At 43.7% G+C, this 17,900-nt stretch carries 13 protein-coding genes and 1 riboswitch; of the genes, 5 read left to right on the plus strand and 8 right to left on the minus strand.

Annotated features, from left to right (window positions below):
• Positions 1–5 precede the first annotated feature (5 nt).
• Positions 6–1,049, minus strand: coding sequence for a TerC/Alx family metal homeostasis membrane protein (locus ACMH5P_RS06620; RefSeq protein ID WP_459493558.1), 1,044 nt, complete (start codon positions 1,047–1,049; stop codon positions 6–8).
• 57 nt (positions 1,050–1,106) lie between these two features.
• Here ACMH5P_RS06620 and ACMH5P_RS06625 point away from each other — a divergent pair, with 57 nt between their 5' ends.
• Complete coding sequence (locus tag ACMH5P_RS06625; protein WP_459493559.1) at positions 1,107–1,844, plus strand: glycosyltransferase family 2 protein; 738 nt, start codon at positions 1,107–1,109, stop codon at positions 1,842–1,844.
• A 35-nt stretch (positions 1,845–1,879) separates the two neighbouring features.
• Here ACMH5P_RS06625 and ACMH5P_RS06630 read toward each other — a convergent pair whose 3' ends face one another.
• Complete coding sequence (locus ACMH5P_RS06630; RefSeq protein WP_459493560.1) at positions 1,880–4,261, minus strand: TonB-dependent receptor; 2,382 nt, start codon at positions 4,259–4,261, stop codon at positions 1,880–1,882.
• Positions 4,262–4,354: 93 nt separating this feature from the next.
• A riboswitch (TPP riboswitch) is annotated at positions 4,355–4,449 on the minus strand.
• A gap of 55 nt (positions 4,450–4,504) precedes the next feature.
• On the opposite strand from ACMH5P_RS06630, the gene mfd reads away from it, so the two are divergent.
• Both mfd and gldJ read left to right on the plus strand, forming a co-directional pair.
• A complete protein-coding gene (gene mfd, locus ACMH5P_RS06635; protein WP_459493561.1) occupies positions 4,505–7,837 on the plus strand; it encodes a transcription-repair coupling factor in 3,333 nt (1,110 codons plus the stop codon).
• 111 nt (positions 7,838–7,948) lie between these two features.
• Positions 7,949–9,169, plus strand: a complete 1,221-nt coding sequence (gene gldJ, locus ACMH5P_RS06640; protein ID WP_459493562.1) for a gliding motility lipoprotein GldJ — start codon at positions 7,949–7,951, stop codon at positions 9,167–9,169.
• 15 nt (positions 9,170–9,184) lie between these two features.
• Here gldJ and ACMH5P_RS06645 read toward each other — a convergent pair whose 3' ends face one another.
• Positions 9,185–9,859 (minus strand): ComF family protein, encoded by a 675-nt coding sequence (locus ACMH5P_RS06645; RefSeq protein WP_459493563.1) that lies wholly within the window; start codon positions 9,857–9,859, stop codon positions 9,185–9,187.
• Positions 9,860–9,993: 134 nt separating this feature from the next.
• On the opposite strand from ACMH5P_RS06645, the gene fusA reads away from it, so the two are divergent.
• Positions 9,994–12,087, plus strand: a complete 2,094-nt coding sequence (gene fusA, locus ACMH5P_RS06650; RefSeq protein WP_459493564.1) for an elongation factor G — start codon at positions 9,994–9,996, stop codon at positions 12,085–12,087.
• Positions 12,088–12,154: 67 nt separating this feature from the next.
• Here the strand turns inward: fusA and ACMH5P_RS06655 are convergent, their stop codons facing one another.
• Positions 12,155–13,183: an acyltransferase family protein gene (locus ACMH5P_RS06655; protein ID WP_459493565.1), complete on the minus strand. Its 1,029-nt coding sequence runs from the start codon at positions 13,181–13,183 to the stop codon at positions 12,155–12,157.
• Between the two features lie 128 nt (positions 13,184–13,311).
• Between ACMH5P_RS06655 and ACMH5P_RS06660 the strand changes: the two genes are divergently transcribed.
• Complete coding sequence (locus tag ACMH5P_RS06660; protein WP_459493566.1) at positions 13,312–14,022, plus strand: ABC transporter ATP-binding protein; 711 nt, start codon at positions 13,312–13,314, stop codon at positions 14,020–14,022.
• Here the strand turns inward: ACMH5P_RS06660 and ACMH5P_RS06665 are convergent.
• The 4 genes from ACMH5P_RS06665 to trpA form a co-directional block, all read right to left on the minus strand.
• Positions 14,019–15,395: a Gfo/Idh/MocA family protein gene (locus tag ACMH5P_RS06665; protein ID WP_459493567.1), complete on the minus strand. Its 1,377-nt coding sequence runs from the start codon at positions 15,393–15,395 to the stop codon at positions 14,019–14,021. The two genes, ACMH5P_RS06660 and ACMH5P_RS06665, sit on opposite strands and share 4 nt — an antisense overlap.
• Positions 15,392–16,540 (minus strand): Gfo/Idh/MocA family protein, encoded by a 1,149-nt coding sequence (locus ACMH5P_RS06670; protein WP_459493568.1) that lies wholly within the window; start codon positions 16,538–16,540, stop codon positions 15,392–15,394. The genes ACMH5P_RS06665 and ACMH5P_RS06670 overlap by 4 nt, the downstream gene beginning before the upstream one ends.
• A 119-nt stretch (positions 16,541–16,659) precedes the next feature.
• Positions 16,660–17,013: a 50S ribosomal protein L19 gene (gene rplS, locus ACMH5P_RS06675; protein WP_377976650.1), complete on the minus strand. Its 354-nt coding sequence runs from the start codon at positions 17,011–17,013 to the stop codon at positions 16,660–16,662.
• Positions 17,014–17,119: 106 nt separating this feature from the next.
• On the minus strand, positions 17,120–17,899 hold the full coding sequence (gene trpA, locus ACMH5P_RS06680; protein WP_459493569.1) for a tryptophan synthase subunit alpha: 780 nt from the start codon (positions 17,897–17,899) through the stop codon (positions 17,120–17,122).
• Between the last annotated feature and the right edge of the window lies 1 nt (position 17,900).

Here is a 17,900-nt window from a genome sequence, read left to right on the forward strand (position 1 = left end):
GGAGATTACTTTTTCGCTGGGAAAGCCAAGCTCAAACCAATGCTAACGCTGAGAATTCCGAGAATAACTCCCAACGAAGCCAAAGTTCCGAAACCCCATTGCTCCAAATAGTGGTGCCCAATCATCTTTAATCCTACAAAGCTGAGTAACACCCCCAAACCCATCGGCAGGAAGCGGAACAAGCCCATCAGGCTAGACAGGAAAAAGAACAAGGAACGCAAGCCCATCACAGCAAACACATTACTAAAAAACACAATGTAGGGATCCTTCGAAATGGAAAAAATGGCTGGAATCGAATCCACCGCAAAAAGAATATCCGTGAAGGCAATAACCACCACCACAACGAAAATAGGGGTAATGAATAATTTCCCTGTTTTCATTCGAACAAAGAACCGTCCGATCACATTTCGTTTGTATACATTAAAGTATTTAGACAACAGTTTAACTACCGGATGATCACCTGGATTAATTTCTTCCTCATGCTCCTTCGAAAACAAGATCTTCACACCGGTGTAAACTAAGAATGCACCGAATAAATAGATGATCCAGTCAAATTTCTGCAACAATGCGGCTCCTAAAAAGATAAAGATCAATCGCAAAACGATAGCTCCCAAAATTCCCCAAACCAATATCTTTTTATAATAACGCTTTTGCACGCCGAAGGAGTTGAAAATCAAGATAAAGACAAAGACATTGTCGGCCGACAAAGAATACTCCACCAAATACCCCGTTATGAACTCTAAAGATAAATTGTCTTGAAAAACAGCTAATTGGTCAAAATATGACCCCGTTCCTAAATCAATATGTGGGGCATAGGCCTGCTGGACCGCTCGCAAACCTACCACATCCTGAATGCCATGCACCAAGGAGCCATTATAGCCTAAAAAAACATAAAACATAATGGCCAATAAAACCCAAGCTCCACTCCAAAACCCAGCTTCCCGAAAACTAACTTCCTCTGCATCGGACTTTTTGAACACCCCTAAATCAACCAACATCACGAAGATAACGCCAATCGAAAAGACAAGAAAAAATAGAGTTTCACTCATAAATCACTAATTTTACACTTTAAGTCACAAAGGTCGTAAATAATTGACCAATATCACATGTACGAAGGCAAAAAGGTAATCGTTGTTATGCCCGCTTACAAAGCAGCATTGACACTTGAAAAAACTTACAATGAAATCCCACACGATTGGGTAGACGAAGTCATATTAGTAGACGATTACAGTCCCGATAATACGGTTGAGGTTGCTCAGCAAATTGGAATCAAACACATCATTCGACACGATAAAAACAAGGGATACGGAGGCAATCAAAAATCTTGTTACACCAAAGCGCTGGAACTTGGTGGAGATATTGTGATTATGCTTCACCCCGACTACCAATATACTCCGATGCTTCTTAAAGCCATGATTTCCATTATTGGCAATGGTTTATACCCTGTAGTCTTCGCATCTAGAATTCTCGGAAAGGGTGCCTTAAAAGGAGGTATGCCGATTTACAAATACATCGCAAATCGTATTTTGACTCTATTCCAAAATATTCTCATCGATCAAAAACTATCGGAATACCATACCGGATACCGTGCCTTTTCAAAAGAAGTATTGCAAGCCGTTCAATTCACTAAATGTGATGACGACTTCGTCTTTGATAATCAAATGATTCTGCAAATTTTCTGGAAAGGATTTGAAGTTGGCGAGGTGACCTGTCCCACGAAATATTTCGAAGAAGCCTCATCCATTAATTTCAAGCGCAGCTCGATTTACGGCCTAGGTGTCATCTGGTATTCCATCCGCTACCGACTAGCCAAATGGGGCTGGAAATGGGATCTCATGAATTAAAAAAAAAGGCTTTGCGAATGCAAAGCCTTTTTTGATTACAGTCGGATTGCTAAACCCACCAGGAAATTAAAGCCAGCCTGTGGATAGTAAAAATTCTCCGTTGTGGTCACGCCCGCGTATTGATAGCTATAGGTATACCCGTTCGAAACATATTGCTCGTTCGTGATATTATTCAACAACAAACTCAATACAACTCTTTTCTTAAACTGATATTGCATCCGAATATCATGTGTTTTATAAGCCGCTATAGAGCGGTCATCGGATGAGGTATTGTCTAAATATTGCTTCCCTACGTATTTGCGCAGGAAACTTGCCTCAAAGGGCCCATTCGTGTAGGTCCAGGTAATTCCGGCAATCGTAGATGGCGAAAAGGCAATGTCTGTCGTACCATGATCAATCACCACCGTTTGGTAATTTTCATAATCAATCATCTTTTCTTGAAAATTTCGAATGCGGTTTTGGCTGAATGTTGCATTGGCTTCTAATCTAAATCGCTTCGATACCTGATAATTCAAAATCGCTTCTAAACCCATCCGGTAACTTGATTCCACATTGGTACGTATCGCGTCCCCGGTCGAATTAACCGCACCGGTTAAAACCAGTTGATCCCGGTAATTCATGTGATACGCATTCAACTGAACATTGTAGCGCTTTCCTGAACGCTGATAGCCCAGTTCCAAATCTTGTAAATACTCAGGGCGAGGTGTAGTCCCTGGATTATCGACAAAATCCTGACGGCTAGGTTCCTTGCTACCCACGGCATAAGATGCATATACCTTCGAATTGGAAGATAACTCATGCGTAATACCCAATTTGGGGTTCATGAATTGATATGACCAAACCCGACTAATTTCCTGACGCTTGTCGGCGATACCTGCCATTTTGTGCCCCACCGTACGGTATTGTAAATCAAGGTAAGCGTTCCAATTTGACGAAATCGCCCAATTAGCCTTCGTATATAAGTTTAAATCCGTTTTTTGGGAGCGACTGCGATACCACTCATGTCCCGCGAAAGCTTTGGGCTCGATAATAAGTCCATAATGCCGACCAATATACCGGTTCCAAGCTCCCCCAAAAGTAAATTTGATGTTTTTCGAACCATCATACTTTAAAGCAAATGTTGAACCATAAAAATCATTGTCCAACCATTTTTGTCGCACGATATCAACAATTGGTTTGGCGAAAATGCCATAGGCTCCCAAATCAGCGGAAGGTCTAAATTCCTCAAAATAACCACGGCCATAGGTATAATGAAAGTTTAGGTCTAAATCCCAGTTGGCCGCCAAACGATGATTCGTCAATAACTGCAGATGGTCCTGCGCATAATTATCCGTTTGGTTATCGTAGGTGTAATAATTATAGGTCCGACCGCTTTTTAATAAATTCTCGGCATCAGCGGGGGATAAATAATTCCGTTCGATAAATGCTTGCATGTCGGCGACAGAACCCGTAATTCTGGATTCAGGTGTTCCATACCAGGCTTGATAGGTCTTCTCCTTTCCAACGAAATAATTTAAACGCATAAAAGATTTCTTTCCAAAATAAGCGGCCGATAAATAGGCGGATTGCAAATTCGATGACGCGCGATCGATATACCCATCGGATACAATGCGTGACAAACGACCATCCACGGTGAATTTACCGTTCATTAATCCGGTTCCCACTTTAAGTGTCGTTTTTAAAGTCCCAAAGGATCCACCGGAGGTATTGATATCCGCATAGGCCTTTTCCTCAAAGGTATTCGTCTGCATATTCACGGAGCCCCCAAAAGCTCCCGCACCGTTCGTCGAGGTTCCCACCCCGCGCTGAATCTGCACAGAATTAACGGACGAGGCAAAATCAGGCATGTTCACCCAAAAAGTACCCTGAGATTCCGAATCATTGACTGGAATACCATTAATCGTCACATTAACACGCGTCGCATCGGAGCCACGAATTCGTATACCCGTGTAACCAATACCCGCTCCGGCATCGGATGTCGTTACGACAGACGGGGTAAAGTTTAATAGGACAGGCATGTCTTGACCCAAATTACTTTTCCCCAACTCTTTGGCGGAAACATTGACATAGGCCATCCCCGAATTCTCATCTGCCCGCGTGACTTGAACCACCACTTCGTCTTGCAAATAATTCGAGCGAAGTAATAAGATTTTTTCCGCTGCTGAAGCCGAAACATCCTTGGCCTGATAGCCTACAAATGACACCTGAAGTGTCGCTTCCTTGGAAATTCCTGACAAGGCAAAATGCCCCTTGGCATCTGTCAAAACGCCCCGTTGGCTTCCCTGAACACGCACCGATGCACCCCATAAAGGCGCATTCGTCTCTTGATCGACGATAACTCCTTCGATCTTTTGGCCAAAAACCTGGCCCGCGAACAACATGATGAAAACAAAAATTGTTGTCGTTAGATTTTTCATTTTTTTTGAAAAGTTTAACAACAGGTAAAGGAGTCAAATCCTGTAGAATTTAACAATAACCCTTCATTTGGTGATTTTTTTGAGTTTTCAGCGCTAAAAACTCGACAAAATCCCTTCGACGGAATTACCCGTATCAGGTTCAATGGGTATAATCTCAGCCTTTTTTAGAGGCACCCCTTTTTGTGGATGCACAAAGATACAAATTTTCCTACCTTTGCAAGCCATTCGCCTGCTCAGAAATTTATGATTGTTAAAGAGTTTCTTTCCATTTACAAATCTGACGGAATTGTTCAACACATTTCTGAACAAATTCATCGTGCCTTACCGGAATCAAATACCTACATAAAAGGCCTCTGCGGCGCATTAGACACCGTTCTCATCGCATCGCTACTCAAAGAAAAGAATCCCTATTTAGTTATTTGTGAGGAGAAAGAAGAGGCCCAGTATATTTTGAATGACTTGCAGTCATTACTCGGCGAATCCTCCGTCATTCTCTTTCCCATGTCGCACAAAAAACCTTACGAATGGGAAGAAGTAGACAATGCCAATGTGCTCATGCGCGCTGAAGTACTGAATGTGCTGAGTAATTACAACGGACAGGCCTTGGTCATTGTCAGCTACCCCGAGGCGATGACGGAGAAAGTAATCAATCGAAAATCCCTCGTAAAAAATACGCTTTCGATCCGTGTTGGCGATAAAATCGATCGCAACTTCGTGGCAGAAACGTTGAATGAATATGATTTTGAACGGACCGACTTCGTATATGAGGCAGGGCAATATTCGGTGCGTGGTGGTATTTTGGACGTATTCTCGTATGCGGCGGAATACCCTTACCGACTCGATTTTTTCGGGGATGAGGTTGAAAGCATCCGAACCTTTCATCCAGAAACACAATTATCGATACAATCTGTATCGGCCATGCACCTGATACCGGATGTTCAAACGAAATTAATTCAAGAAACGCGGGAATCCTTTTTCACCTTCTTGCCTTCAACTACCCGCATTTGGCTGAAGGATTTCAGTATTTTATCGGACGTCATCGAAACCAATTTCGAGAAAGGGGAAGCGGCCTATTCGGCAAATAGTAGTTCAGATATTAATCTCTTAAACAAGCCCGAGGAGCGCTGGGAAACACCCAAAAGTATCAAAAAATCCTTGCAACAATTCACTTGCATCGAATTTGGGAAGCGCATTCACCTCAAAAATAGCCATACGATTACCTACCCTTCTAAAAACCCAGGCGCTTTTCAGAAGGATTTCGAACGTCTTGCGAATACCTTATTAGACAACCAGACGGCTGGATTCCAAAATATTATTTGCTCCGAATCTCCCCGCCAATTGGAACGCCTCGATGTCATTTTCAATGAGATAAATACGAGCATTCAATTTAAGCCTTTGCAAATTTCCTTGCGGGAAGGCTTTATCGATGAGCAGACACAAATCGCTTTTTACCCAGACCATCAATTATTCGATCGTTTCCATCGCTCGAAGGAAAAGAACAAATTCTCCAAAAGCAAGGCACTAACGCTCAAAGAGTTGCGGAGTCTCCAAGTTGGCGATTTTGTCACCCACGTAGATTATGGTATCGGTCGCTTCGCTGGATTAAACCTCATTGAAACCTCCCATGGCGAACAAGAAGTCATACGTTTGATCTACCGTGATGACGATGTGTTGTCGGTTTCCATTCATTCCCTTCACAAAATTTCCAAATACGCGGGGAAAGAAGGTGCTCCTCCGACCATGTCCAAATTGGGCACGCCGGAATGGGAAAACAAGAAATCCCGCGTCAAGAAGCAGGTAAAAGACATTGCCAAGGAGCTTATTTCGCTCTATGCTAAACGCAAAAATGCCCCGGGGTTTGCCTTTTCACGTGATACTTATTTGCAGGCAGAGCTCGAGTCCTCTTTTTTATATGAGGATACGCCGGATCAGGCAAAAGCGACGATGGAGGTGAAGGCCGACATGGAAAAGCCGCACCCAATGGACCGCTTGGTTTGCGGTGACGTGGGATTCGGAAAAACCGAAATTGCGATTCGAGCGGCCTTTAAGGCCGTCGCTGATTCGAAGCAAGTTGCGGTATTAGTTCCAACGACGGTTTTGGCGATGCAACATTACCGAACCTTTCATGATCGTTTGGCTGCTTTTCCTTGCAAGGTAGAATATGTGAATCGTTTTAAATCTGCGAAACAGATTAAAGAGACGTTGGAACGTGTAGCAAATGGCCAAACCGATATCTTAATCGGTACCCACCGATTAGTTAATAAGGACGTTCATTTCAAAAACCTCGGCTTGATGATTATCGACGAGGAGCAAAAATTTGGAGTGAAGGTAAAAGATCGATTGAAGGAAATGCGGGTCGATGTGGATGTGTTAACCTTGACTGCTACACCGATTCCGAGAACACTTCATTTCTCTTTGATGGGCGCACGTGATTTGTCGATCATTGCTACACCGCCACCGAATCGCCAACCGGTAGAAACGAAATTGGTGGTCATGACGGACGAATTGCTTCGAGATGGGGTGCGGGATGAATTAGCACGGGGAGGGCAAGTTTTCGTCGTTCATAATCGAATTAATGAATTGGAAAGTACGGCGAATCGGATTTTGCGATTGGTCCCGGATGCGAAAATTGGCGTGGCGCATGGACAAATGGAGGGCGATAAACTCGAAAAAATCATGATGGATTTTATTGAGGGGAATTATGATGTCTTAGTGGCCACGAATATCATTGAATCAGGTCTGGATATTCCGAATGCAAACACCATATTTATCATCAATGCGAACCACTTTGGTTTATCCGATCTTCATCAAATGCGTGGTCGGGTGGGTCGTTCCAATAAAAAAGCTTATTGTTATTTAGTAACCCCATCGCTATCGATGCTTACGAGTGATGCCCGGAAGCGCTTAAGTGCACTTGAAGAATTCTCGGATTTAGGGGATGGTATCAAAGTAGCGATGCGCGATTTGGATATACGCGGGGCAGGTAATTTATTGGGGGCGGAGCAGTCGGGCTTCATCAATGACCTAGGCTACGACATGTACCACAAGATCCTGGATGAGGCAGTTCAGGAGTTAAAAGAAAATGAATTCAAAGCGCTCTTCGAGACGGATTTGGCTGAGGTGGCTGAGGCGCTGAAGGTAGATTGCCAAATTGAGACGGATTTACGCGTCCTGATTCCCGAGGATTATGTACAAAGTATTTCCGAACGTTTGGGCTTATATACGCGATTAGATGAAATCGACGATGAGGCGAATTTGATGGCCTTTATCCAGGAGATGGAAGACCGCTTTGGAAAGATGCCCATCGAAGTGAAGGATATGATCGATTTAGTGCGTTGTCGATGGAAAGCACAAGTACTTCGCGTGGAAAAAATAACCTTGAAGAACAATATTTTAAAACTTTACTTCGTTTCCCAAGAGATTCCACAGGAAATCGTGGTAAAAGTTATTCAATTCGTAAATGGGAAAAAGGGTCTTTGCCAATTGCGAGAGAAATCGGGCAAAATGATTCTTCAAGTAGAACGAGTGAGCACCATTCCAGAATTAAACACTATCTTAGTGGATATTTTAGGATAGAATAGCAGGATTAAGTTGATTTTTATACCTTTGTTTTTCAAATTCTGACGAAAGAGCATATAGATGATTGCTAAATTATTAAACGTACTAGGCCTTTGCGCTAGCTTATTTATGTTGACTTCCTGCCCGGGTGGCTTAAAAGGTGGTCTGGCAAGTGGTTCAAAACCCAACAGCGTAAACATTGGAAATAGCTCCACGACTACAGGCTTGGCCTATAATTCCAAAAATGGATTCCAAGTAGATAAAAAATTCACCGGACAGTTAACCGGCCCAAATCTGGTATTCATTGAGGGTGGTCGATTCACCATGGGTTCTTTGGAAGAGGATGTTTTAGGCTTACATGACAATGTCGAGCGAACTGTGTCCGTTCAATCCTTTTACATGGATGAAACGGAGATTGCCAATGTCCATTATTTAGAATATTTGCATGCAGTCCAAAAGGATTCTACACAAGATTTTTATGAATCAGCATTGCCAGATACAACAGTTTGGCGTAATGATTTAGCCTTTAACGACCCCTACGTGGAACAATATTTACGCTTCCCAGGATTCCGTATGTATCCCGTGGTTGGTGTTTCTTGGAAACAAGCAACCGATTATTGCATTTGGAGAACCGCAGCAGTCAATAATAACCTTGCTGCAGCGCCAACTGCGAAAACGAGAGCCCCAAAAAAAGCAGCTGCAGGAGCGGCAGCAACGACGGCCGCAGCGCCTAGAACTAACACAAATGCTCGCTTAACAATCGAGTCGGGACGTGTTTTACCCTCTTATCGCCTGCCAACTGAGGCCGAGTGGGAGTATGCGGCGAAAGCCATGATTGGTACGCAGCAACAAGATGAGAATCAAGTTAACCAACGTATTTATCCTTGGGATGGTCCTTCCTTACGTGAATCGTCTGGCAAAGGACGTGGAACGATGTTGGCCAACTTCAAGCGTGGCCGCGGTGACTATGCGGGTATTGCCGGAAAATCGAATGATGGGGCAATTATTACGGCTGAGATTTACAAATATTCACCGAATGATTTTGGCTTATACCAAATGGCGGGTAATGTGAATGAGTGGGTACAGGATATGTATCGTCCCTTATCATTACAAGATTTCAACGACTTAAATCCTGTACGTCTTAAAGACAAGGAGGATAAGGAGTCGCGTTATGACAGCAAGAATAACCAATCCCTGATTACGAACAAAGTCCGTGTATATAAAGGAGGTTCTTGGGCTGACGTGGCCTATTGGTTAGCGCCAGGCACGCGTCGCTTCTTGGATGAAGATTCTGCAACTGCAACCATCGGATTCCGTTGTGCGATGATTTCAGCTGGAACAAACAAGTAATTCAAAACTTCTAAGCTATTTCAAGGCTGCTAGCGTAAAAAAGGAAATTCCTTGAGCGCCAGCAGCCTTTATTTTTTCACCTGCAGCCAACAAAGTAGCGCCTGTTGTCAGCGTATCATCAACAATCAGTGGATGTTTTTCTTCCATATCCACATTTACCTCAAATGAATCCTTGAGTAGACTGAATCGCTGAGAACGATCTTGACCGATTAATGAATCCGTTTGACTTATTTTCACCAAACCTTGCGCAATCAGTGGCTTATCAAGGCCTTCAGCTAAACCTCGAGCAATGCATTCCGCCTGGTTATACCCTCTTTTGCTCAGTCTGTTTGTATGTAGCGGGATTGGAATGACGCAATTTATCCCACCAAAAAAATGGTATTTTTTCAATGATTGCCCCGCCCAAAAGCCGAGGTACCATCCAAGTTCCTCCTCCCCATTGTATTTGATTTGATGCATCAGCTGCTGAACCCGACCGCCTGCTGTGAACACCATAAAACTCTGTACATCCCGGTAATTTATTAGTCCATCAAACTTGGCACGCAACCACCAAGGCGAATCCGAGCGATAATCGACACGCGGAAGCGAGATGCGGCAATGAGTACAGATAAATTCCTCCGACTCAAAAAGAGGGTCTTCGCAAGCGAAACAGAGCTTTGGATAAAGCAATTGTAAAAAGGCATTAAACATTAGTGAAATATTTTTGTATTTAATTAAGTTTCAGTAATTTTGCACCCCTAAACGAGTACCTACACAAAACATTGTCCAGGTATTTGATAATTAGCAAACGGATTAAAAAATCATTTCATAATTAACCTTTTAAAATGGCACGCGATTTAAAATTCACTAGAAACATCGGTATTGCTGCGCACATTGATGCGGGTAAAACCACCACCACGGAACGTATCCTGTATTACGCAGGGGTTTCCCACAAAATTGGTGAGGTTCACGATGGTGCGGCAACAATGGACTGGATGGAGCAAGAGCAGGAACGTGGTATCACGATCACTTCTGCAGCGACTACAGTAGGTTGGAAATACCGCAACGAAGATTACCACATCAACATTATTGATACTCCTGGTCACGTTGACTTTACTGTAGAAGTAAACCGTTCATTACGTGTATTAGATGGTCTAGTATTTTTATTCTCTGCCGTTGATGGTGTTGAGCCACAATCAGAAACAAACTGGCGTTTAGCGAACAACTACAACGTAGCTCGTATCGGTTTCGTTAACAAAATGGACCGTTCAGGTGCTGATTTCTTAAACGTGTGTAAGCAAGTTAAGGAGATGTTGGGTAGCTACGCAGTACCATTGCAATTACCAATCGGAGCGGAAGAAAACTTCGAAGGTGTGGTTGACTTGGTTAACTTCCGTGGTATCAAATGGAACGAGGCTGACAAAGGTATGACATTTACCGAGGTACCTATTCCAGATGATATGTTGGAAGAAGCTACTATGTACCGTGAGAAATTATTAGAAGCGGTAGCTGAATTCGATGAGTCTTTGATGGAGAAATACTTCGAAGATCCTACATCAATCACAGAAGATGAAATTTTAGCTGCCTTACGTGCTGCGACGATCTCCATGAAAATCGTTCCAATGCTTTGTGGTTCATCTTTCAAAAACAAAGGTGTTCAAACGATGTTGGATTATGTAATGGCTATCTTACCTTCTCCATTGGATAAGGAAGGTGTTAAGGGAACTCACCCAGATACAGGTGCTGAGATCTTGCGTAAGCCAAGTGAGTCAGAGCCATTCGCGGCTTTGGCATTTAAAATTGCAACGGACCCTTACGTAGGTCGTTTATGTTTCATCCGTGCTTATTCAGGTGGATTGGATTCAGGTTCTTATGTATTGAACAACCGTTCAGGAAATAAGGAGCGTATTTCTCGTATCTTCCAAATGCACGCGAACAAGCAAAATGCGATTGAGCGTTTAGGTGCTGGTGATATTGGTGCGGTAGTTGGTTTCAAGGATATCAAAACAGGGGATACCCTTTCTGATGAGAAGAACCCAATCATCCTTGAGGCAATGGACTTCCCAGAGCCAGTAATCGGATATGCAATCGAGCCGAAGAAAACAGCAGATGCTGATAACTTCTCGAAAGCGATTACGAAGTTGATCGAAGAGGATCCAACGTTACAAGTTGAGTCGAACGAAGAGACTGGACAAACGATCATCAAAGGTATGGGTGAGCTTCACTTGGAGATCATTATCGACCGTATGCGTCGTGAGTTTAAAGTAGAGGTAAACCAAGGTGCACCTCAAGTAGCTTACAAAGAATCATTGACGAAGACGACTGAACACCGTGAGGTTTACAAGAAGCAATCAGGTGGTCGCGGTAAGTTTGCTGATATCGTGTTTGAAATCGGACCAAGAGAAGATGACAAGCCGGGTTTAGAATTCGTTAACAACATCGTGGGTGGTGTGATTCCTCGTGAATTTATCCCTGCAATCCAAAAAGGTTTCGAAGAGGCAATGAAAACAGGTGCTTTGGCTGGATACCCAATGGATTCCATGAAAGTTCGTTTATTCCACGGATCTTTCCACGATGTCGATTCAGATTCATTATCATTTGAATTAGCAGCTCGTATGGGTTACAAAGAATCAGCGAAATCTGCAGGTGCGAAGTTGATGGAGCCTATCATGGCCGTTGACGTAGTTACTCCAGACGAGTATACTGGACCTATCACAGGTGACTTGAACCGTCGTCGTGGTATCATGAAAGGTATGGATTCTCGCCAAGGAGCTGTTATCTTGAAGGCCGATGTGCCTCTTTCTGAATTGTTCGGTTACGTAACTGATTTACGTACGATGTCTTCAGGACGTGCAACAGCATCGTTAACATTCTCACACTACGAATTCGTTCCGCAAAACATCGCTGACGAAGTAGTTAAGAAAGCAAAAGGATTGTAAGATTCCTTAAAAATAATAAAAGCCCGAACCTCACCGTTCGGGCTTTTTTATTGCCTACTAAACAAGCCTAAAAATAGCGCTTCAAAGACTGGATGGGTCGTTCAATCAAACGGTAGGACAGATAAGCCGTAAGCCCGAGCACCGCAATGGGCACCAACTGGAATGGTAGTTCAGGCACAGGAATTCCCAGCCGACTCGCGAGCTGAAAAAACAAATCAGGAACAACCATGTGATAAAGGTAAAGTCCATAGGACATTTGACCAATTAAGCGCAATGGACGTAATGTTAAAAGGCGAGAAAGCGCCCCCCCATGCATGGCATAAAATAATAAGCCCACAGAAATTAACGAAGTGAACGTACGAAAAAACAACTGACGCACTAGATCTTCATCACCATGCTTCAAACAAAGCATCGAAAAACAAAAACCCACGGGCAAAACCAACCTTTTTACCCACAATCCTACATTCTTCTTTTGACCCGCGCGTAAATAATGTGCCAACAAAGCACCCCAAGCGAAGGTATCCACACAACTTAACATACTAACCCCCTGGCCACCTAAAACATGTATCGAATAATAGCGAAATAGCACGCCAAAAACGACCGTAAACCACAAGAAAAACGATCGATAGCGAGTACTTAAAAGCAACATAAAAAAGGGCCAAATCAAATAGAATTGCTCCTCGACTGACAAAGACCAATAAGGCGACAAGGCATCCGCCCAATTCCGATTTACTTCAATCCAATAATTAACCAAATAAGACCAGTAATACCCCGGATGAAGATAGAAGTCGGTATTTAACACAACCGAAAATCGTTTGAGCACCCAAAGCAATCCCAACAATAGGAAATAAATCGGAAAAATTCGTAAAGCACGCCTCGCAACAAAATTCTTAAAGGAGCGCGCAAAACTTCCTAAGGTCTGCTGCTCCATCAAAATATTCGAGATCAAATAGCCGCTCAGTACAAAAAACAAAGTCACCCCAATCGGACCATTCGGCATCACATTAATCCCCTGACCTTCTGGGAACCAATGATAGACCAAAACCAATAAAATCGCCAGGGCACGAACTCCATCCAGCGCAGGTATGTATTTCATATCAACAAAACTAATTAAAACCTCTTATCCGTCCTAAACCCTTTTTATCCCCCATCCGTATCTTTCGTCTAAAAGTTCAGCATTTGTCAAACGAAGCGTGTATTTTTGATTTGAATTTTTCCAATACCATGACCAAAATTATCGAGACCTCCCATATTTCAAAACGCTACGTGATGGGCGAAGAAATCATCGACGCGTTAAAAGACGTTACCATCTCCGTTAATAAAGGGGAATACGTCGCATTTATGGGCCCCTCTGGTTCGGGAAAATCGACCCTCATGAACATTGTCGGCTGCCTTGATACGCCTAGTACGGGTTCTTATGTTCTTAATGGACAAGACGTTTCGACCATGTCGGAAAACGAATTAGCCGCCGTTCGTAACAAAGAAATCGGTTTCGTATTCCAAACATTCAACCTTCTTCCTCGCCAATCTGCCTTAGAAAACGTAGCCTTGCCGCTCATCTATGCGGGTTACTCGAAATCAGAACGCACGAGAATTGCCATGGAAGCACTGAAAGGGGTTGGTCTAGACAATCGGGCACTTCACAAACCCAACGAGCTCTCAGGTGGTCAAAGACAACGTGTCGCTGTCGCACGTGCCTTAGTAAACGATCCTTCCATCCTCTTGGCGGATGAGCCAACGGGTAACCTTGATACCAAAACTTCATACGAGATCATGGATCTTTTCGATCAATTGCACAAAAAAGGCAATACCATCGTCATGGTTACCCACGAAGACGATATTGCCCAATATGCCCACCGAATCATCCGTTTACGTGATGGCGTCGTTGAATCCGACATCATCAATCAAAACGTACGAAAAGTAGAAAAATTCTAAACTTTCACACGATCCGTACCATAAGGTGCACGCTGCGAACGACGTAACCAGCTGTTGGCCTCCGTACTATTCACAAAATGCTCCTTGCTAGGATCCCATTGCAATTTACCCGGAACCTTCATGGCTACGTGCGTAATCAAGCAAACCGTACATGCCCGATGCCCCATTTCTATTGGCGATATCGGTTCTTTACGCGTTTCGATGCAATCCAACCAGTTTCCATGTTGGTCATCCGAATGATACAAATGCAATTCATTCGCCCCAATCACCGATTCTAACATCTTCGGATCCGATGCATCCAAAGCCTTTGAACGCACTTTAGACGTAGGATCACTTGACGTAGCCGCATAGTCCCCACGGGATACAAATATCCAGCCTTCGGATCCCTCATAACGAATTCCGTTCGGGAATCCGCCCGAGGTATACATCGTTATCCCATTCGCATATTCCGCTTTAGCCATAAAGTCTCCATGCACATTCCATAACCCTGATTTAGGGAATTCAGCCACGGCCTCAACTGAGATGGGTCCCGTATACTCGGTATCCATTCCCCATGCCGCTGAATCATAATGATGCTGCCCCCAACCTGTAATCATACCCGCGCCAAATTGTTCCAAGCGCAACCAACCCGGTCGGTCATATCCCTTCTGCGGATGCACCGCAATCTCTGTATAGGGAATATAAGGCGTAGACCCCAACCACATATCATAATTAAATCCCTTCGGTACGGGCATCGCTTGCGCCGGTGGACCCGAGGGATCTCCTGGCAATCCCACCCTCACGGTGTGCAGTTTCCCGATCCGACCATTGCGAACCAATTCCGCTGCAATTCGGAACTGTGACGTAGAACGCTGTTGGGTACCCACCTGCAGAATTCGTCCCGTCTTCTTGATCACATTGGCCAATTGGCGACCTTCATGTATCGTCAGTGAAGTAGGCTTCTGTAAGTAAATATCCTTACCCGCCAAAGCCGCCTCCATCGCCGGTTGGGCATGCCAAAAATCCGGCGTACTTATCATCACCGCATCAATGTCCTTGTTCAACAACATCTCCCGGTAATCATCGTACATTTTCACATCGATGTAATTCGACTGGCCCGTCTTCTTGGTATAAAATTCCTCCACCAATTGCTTGGTCTCCTCCGTCCGATGGCGATCTAAATCACAAACGGCCATAATCCGAGCCTTTTCAAATTTCCAAGTTCCCGGTAAATCATGCGTCCGCGCAATTCGTCCGCAACCGATTTGACCGATATTAATCTTATTGCTCGGGGCGTCTTTGCCACCCAAAACATGTGCTGGAACGATCGTTGGGAAACCCAAAGTCCCCACCGCCCCAAGGGCCAAATTATTGATAAAGTTTCTTCGTTTCATGCTTTGATAGATATGTTGGTTGCGTTTTTCTGAGCAATTAAAGCCAATTCTGTGGCCAGGAAGCAATGCGCCTGCGTCATGGCCGTTTCTGTGCGATTCAAGACATCATTGACCAACAACTCCCCATGCGGTAAATTCACATCCTTACAATCAATGTAAAGCGCCTCTTTGTTATTGACAATATACAAGTGACTTCCCGTGCCATGCGGCGAGGCAATGTCTGTGTTTTTACGAACTTCGATGTAGCCATCCGTTCCTAAAATGGTCAAACGCCCATCCCCCCAAGTGTTCAATCCATCCGGCGTAAACCAATCGACACGAATATAACCCGAGCCCTTATTACTTCTCAACATCAAATCTCCGAAGTCTTGAAATTTAGGGTACTGCGGATGATGGTGATTCGCGATTTGGGATGCCACAACTTCTCCTTGCGTCGATTCCGTAAAATGTAAAAATTGATCAACTTGATGCGACGCAATATCGGTAATAATTCCCCCGTAATATTTCGTATCAAAAAACCAATCCGGGCGAGAATTCACACTCATCCGATGCGGCCCTGTTCCCAAGGTCTGCATGACCTTTCCAATCTTTCCTTGAGCCACCAATTGGCTCGCCAATTCCGTGGCTTTATTCTCAAAACGCTCACTAAAGGATATCGAATAAATCCGATTCGTTTCCTGCTGAACCTTACGTACCTCTGCTAATTGCTCGAGGCTAATAATCCCCGGCTTATCCACCATGTAATCCTTTCCGTGCTGCATCACCCGAATTCCTAAAGGCGCGCGCTCATTCGGCGTTATCGAACTTAATATTAATTTAATGGAAGGGTCCTCTAAAACCTCCGCCTCACTCTTCACCAATTTCGCTTGGGGATATTTTTTGGCGAAGTCCTTAATCAAATCCGGCTCCTTGGCATAATAGGAAACAAACTCCCCTCCCCCACGGATGATCGAATTCGCCATCGAATAAATGTGACCATGATTAATTCCAATGACCCCAAAACGTAAACGGGGAGCGATGATTTTCTCGGCTGTGGGTTTAACAAAGGATGCCGTCGCATCCTTGATACTTGGCATAAAGGCCAAGCCACTTAATAAACTTGCGTCTTGAAGAAACTTCCGACGATTAGAGGCATTCGATTTCATGTATGAATAGGTTTAAACTATTCCTAAAAGTAAAAAAAAATGCGACCTTACTGAACTTATGAAACAAAAAAAGCTGTCCATTTCTGAACAGCTCTCTTTTATATAAAAAAATCTCAAACCTATTTTTTCTTCTCTTTAACACGAGCCGCTTTTCCTTGCTTACCACGCATGTAGAATAAACGTGCACGACGCACTTTACCACGACGCAATACCTCGATTTTATCGATGTTTGGTGACAAGATTGGGAAGATACGCTCAACACCAATTCCGTTTGATACTTTACGCACAGTGAATGACTCACCAGCACCTGAATTCTTACGTTGGATTACTAATCCTTGGAAAACCTGAATACGCTCCTTGTTACCCTCACGGATCTTAACGTGTACATTGATTGTGTCTCCAGCTGCAAATTCTGGATGCTCCGCACGACGTGTTGCGTTTTCTGCTTCTACAAATTTAATTAAATCACTCATCTGTATTTTATTTTGTGTGATATCAGCACCTAGCGGTCACTTTGTACATAAAATTGCTGATTGGGTTGCAAAGATAGGAAAAATATTTCTTTCCAAAAACAATCCTTTATTTTTTCCCCTTGATTGATTGAACAAAATCAACAATCTCGGCATGTAAATCCTGAGCTTTCCCCAATAACTTCACAAATGCACTTCCAATAATCGCTCCAGCTGCCGATTCCGACGCCTTCACAAAGCTCGCTCTATCCGAAATTCCAAATCCAATTAAACGTGGATTCTTCAAATTCATGGATTCAATCCGCTTGAAGTATGTCTCTTGATCACTCGAAATACCCGTTTTAGCTCCCGTTGTACTCGCCGACGAAACCATGTAGATAAAGCCCTTACTAATCGCATCAATCTGTGCAATTCGTGCATCCGTCGTCTGCGGCGTAATTAAAAAGATATTATATAAACCATATTGCTCGAAGATAGCTTGGTACTCCGACTCATATTCTGCCATCGGCAAGTCGGGCAAAATCAATCCATCTACCCCCACTTCCGCACATTTTCGGCAGAACGCCTCCACACCATATTGTAAAACGGGATTTATATAACCCATCAATAAGACAGGAACTGTAAGCGTTTGACGCATATCCTTCAATTGCTCAAATAAATGAGCCACCGTCATCCCTTGATCCAAGGAAATTTGATTCGATTGCTGAATCGTTTCCCCATCCGCGACCGGATCCGAATAGGGCATCCCTATCTCAATAATATCCACTCCACCTTCCTGCAAAGCATTCAACACCGTCATCGTATCCCCAAAATTCGGATATCCTGCCGTTGCATACACATTCAAAATAGGCTCCGTCGCCTCCGCAAATAATTTCGTAATCCGATTCATA

The organism is Aquirufa sp. 5-AUSEE-100C1 (assembly GCF_054558655.1).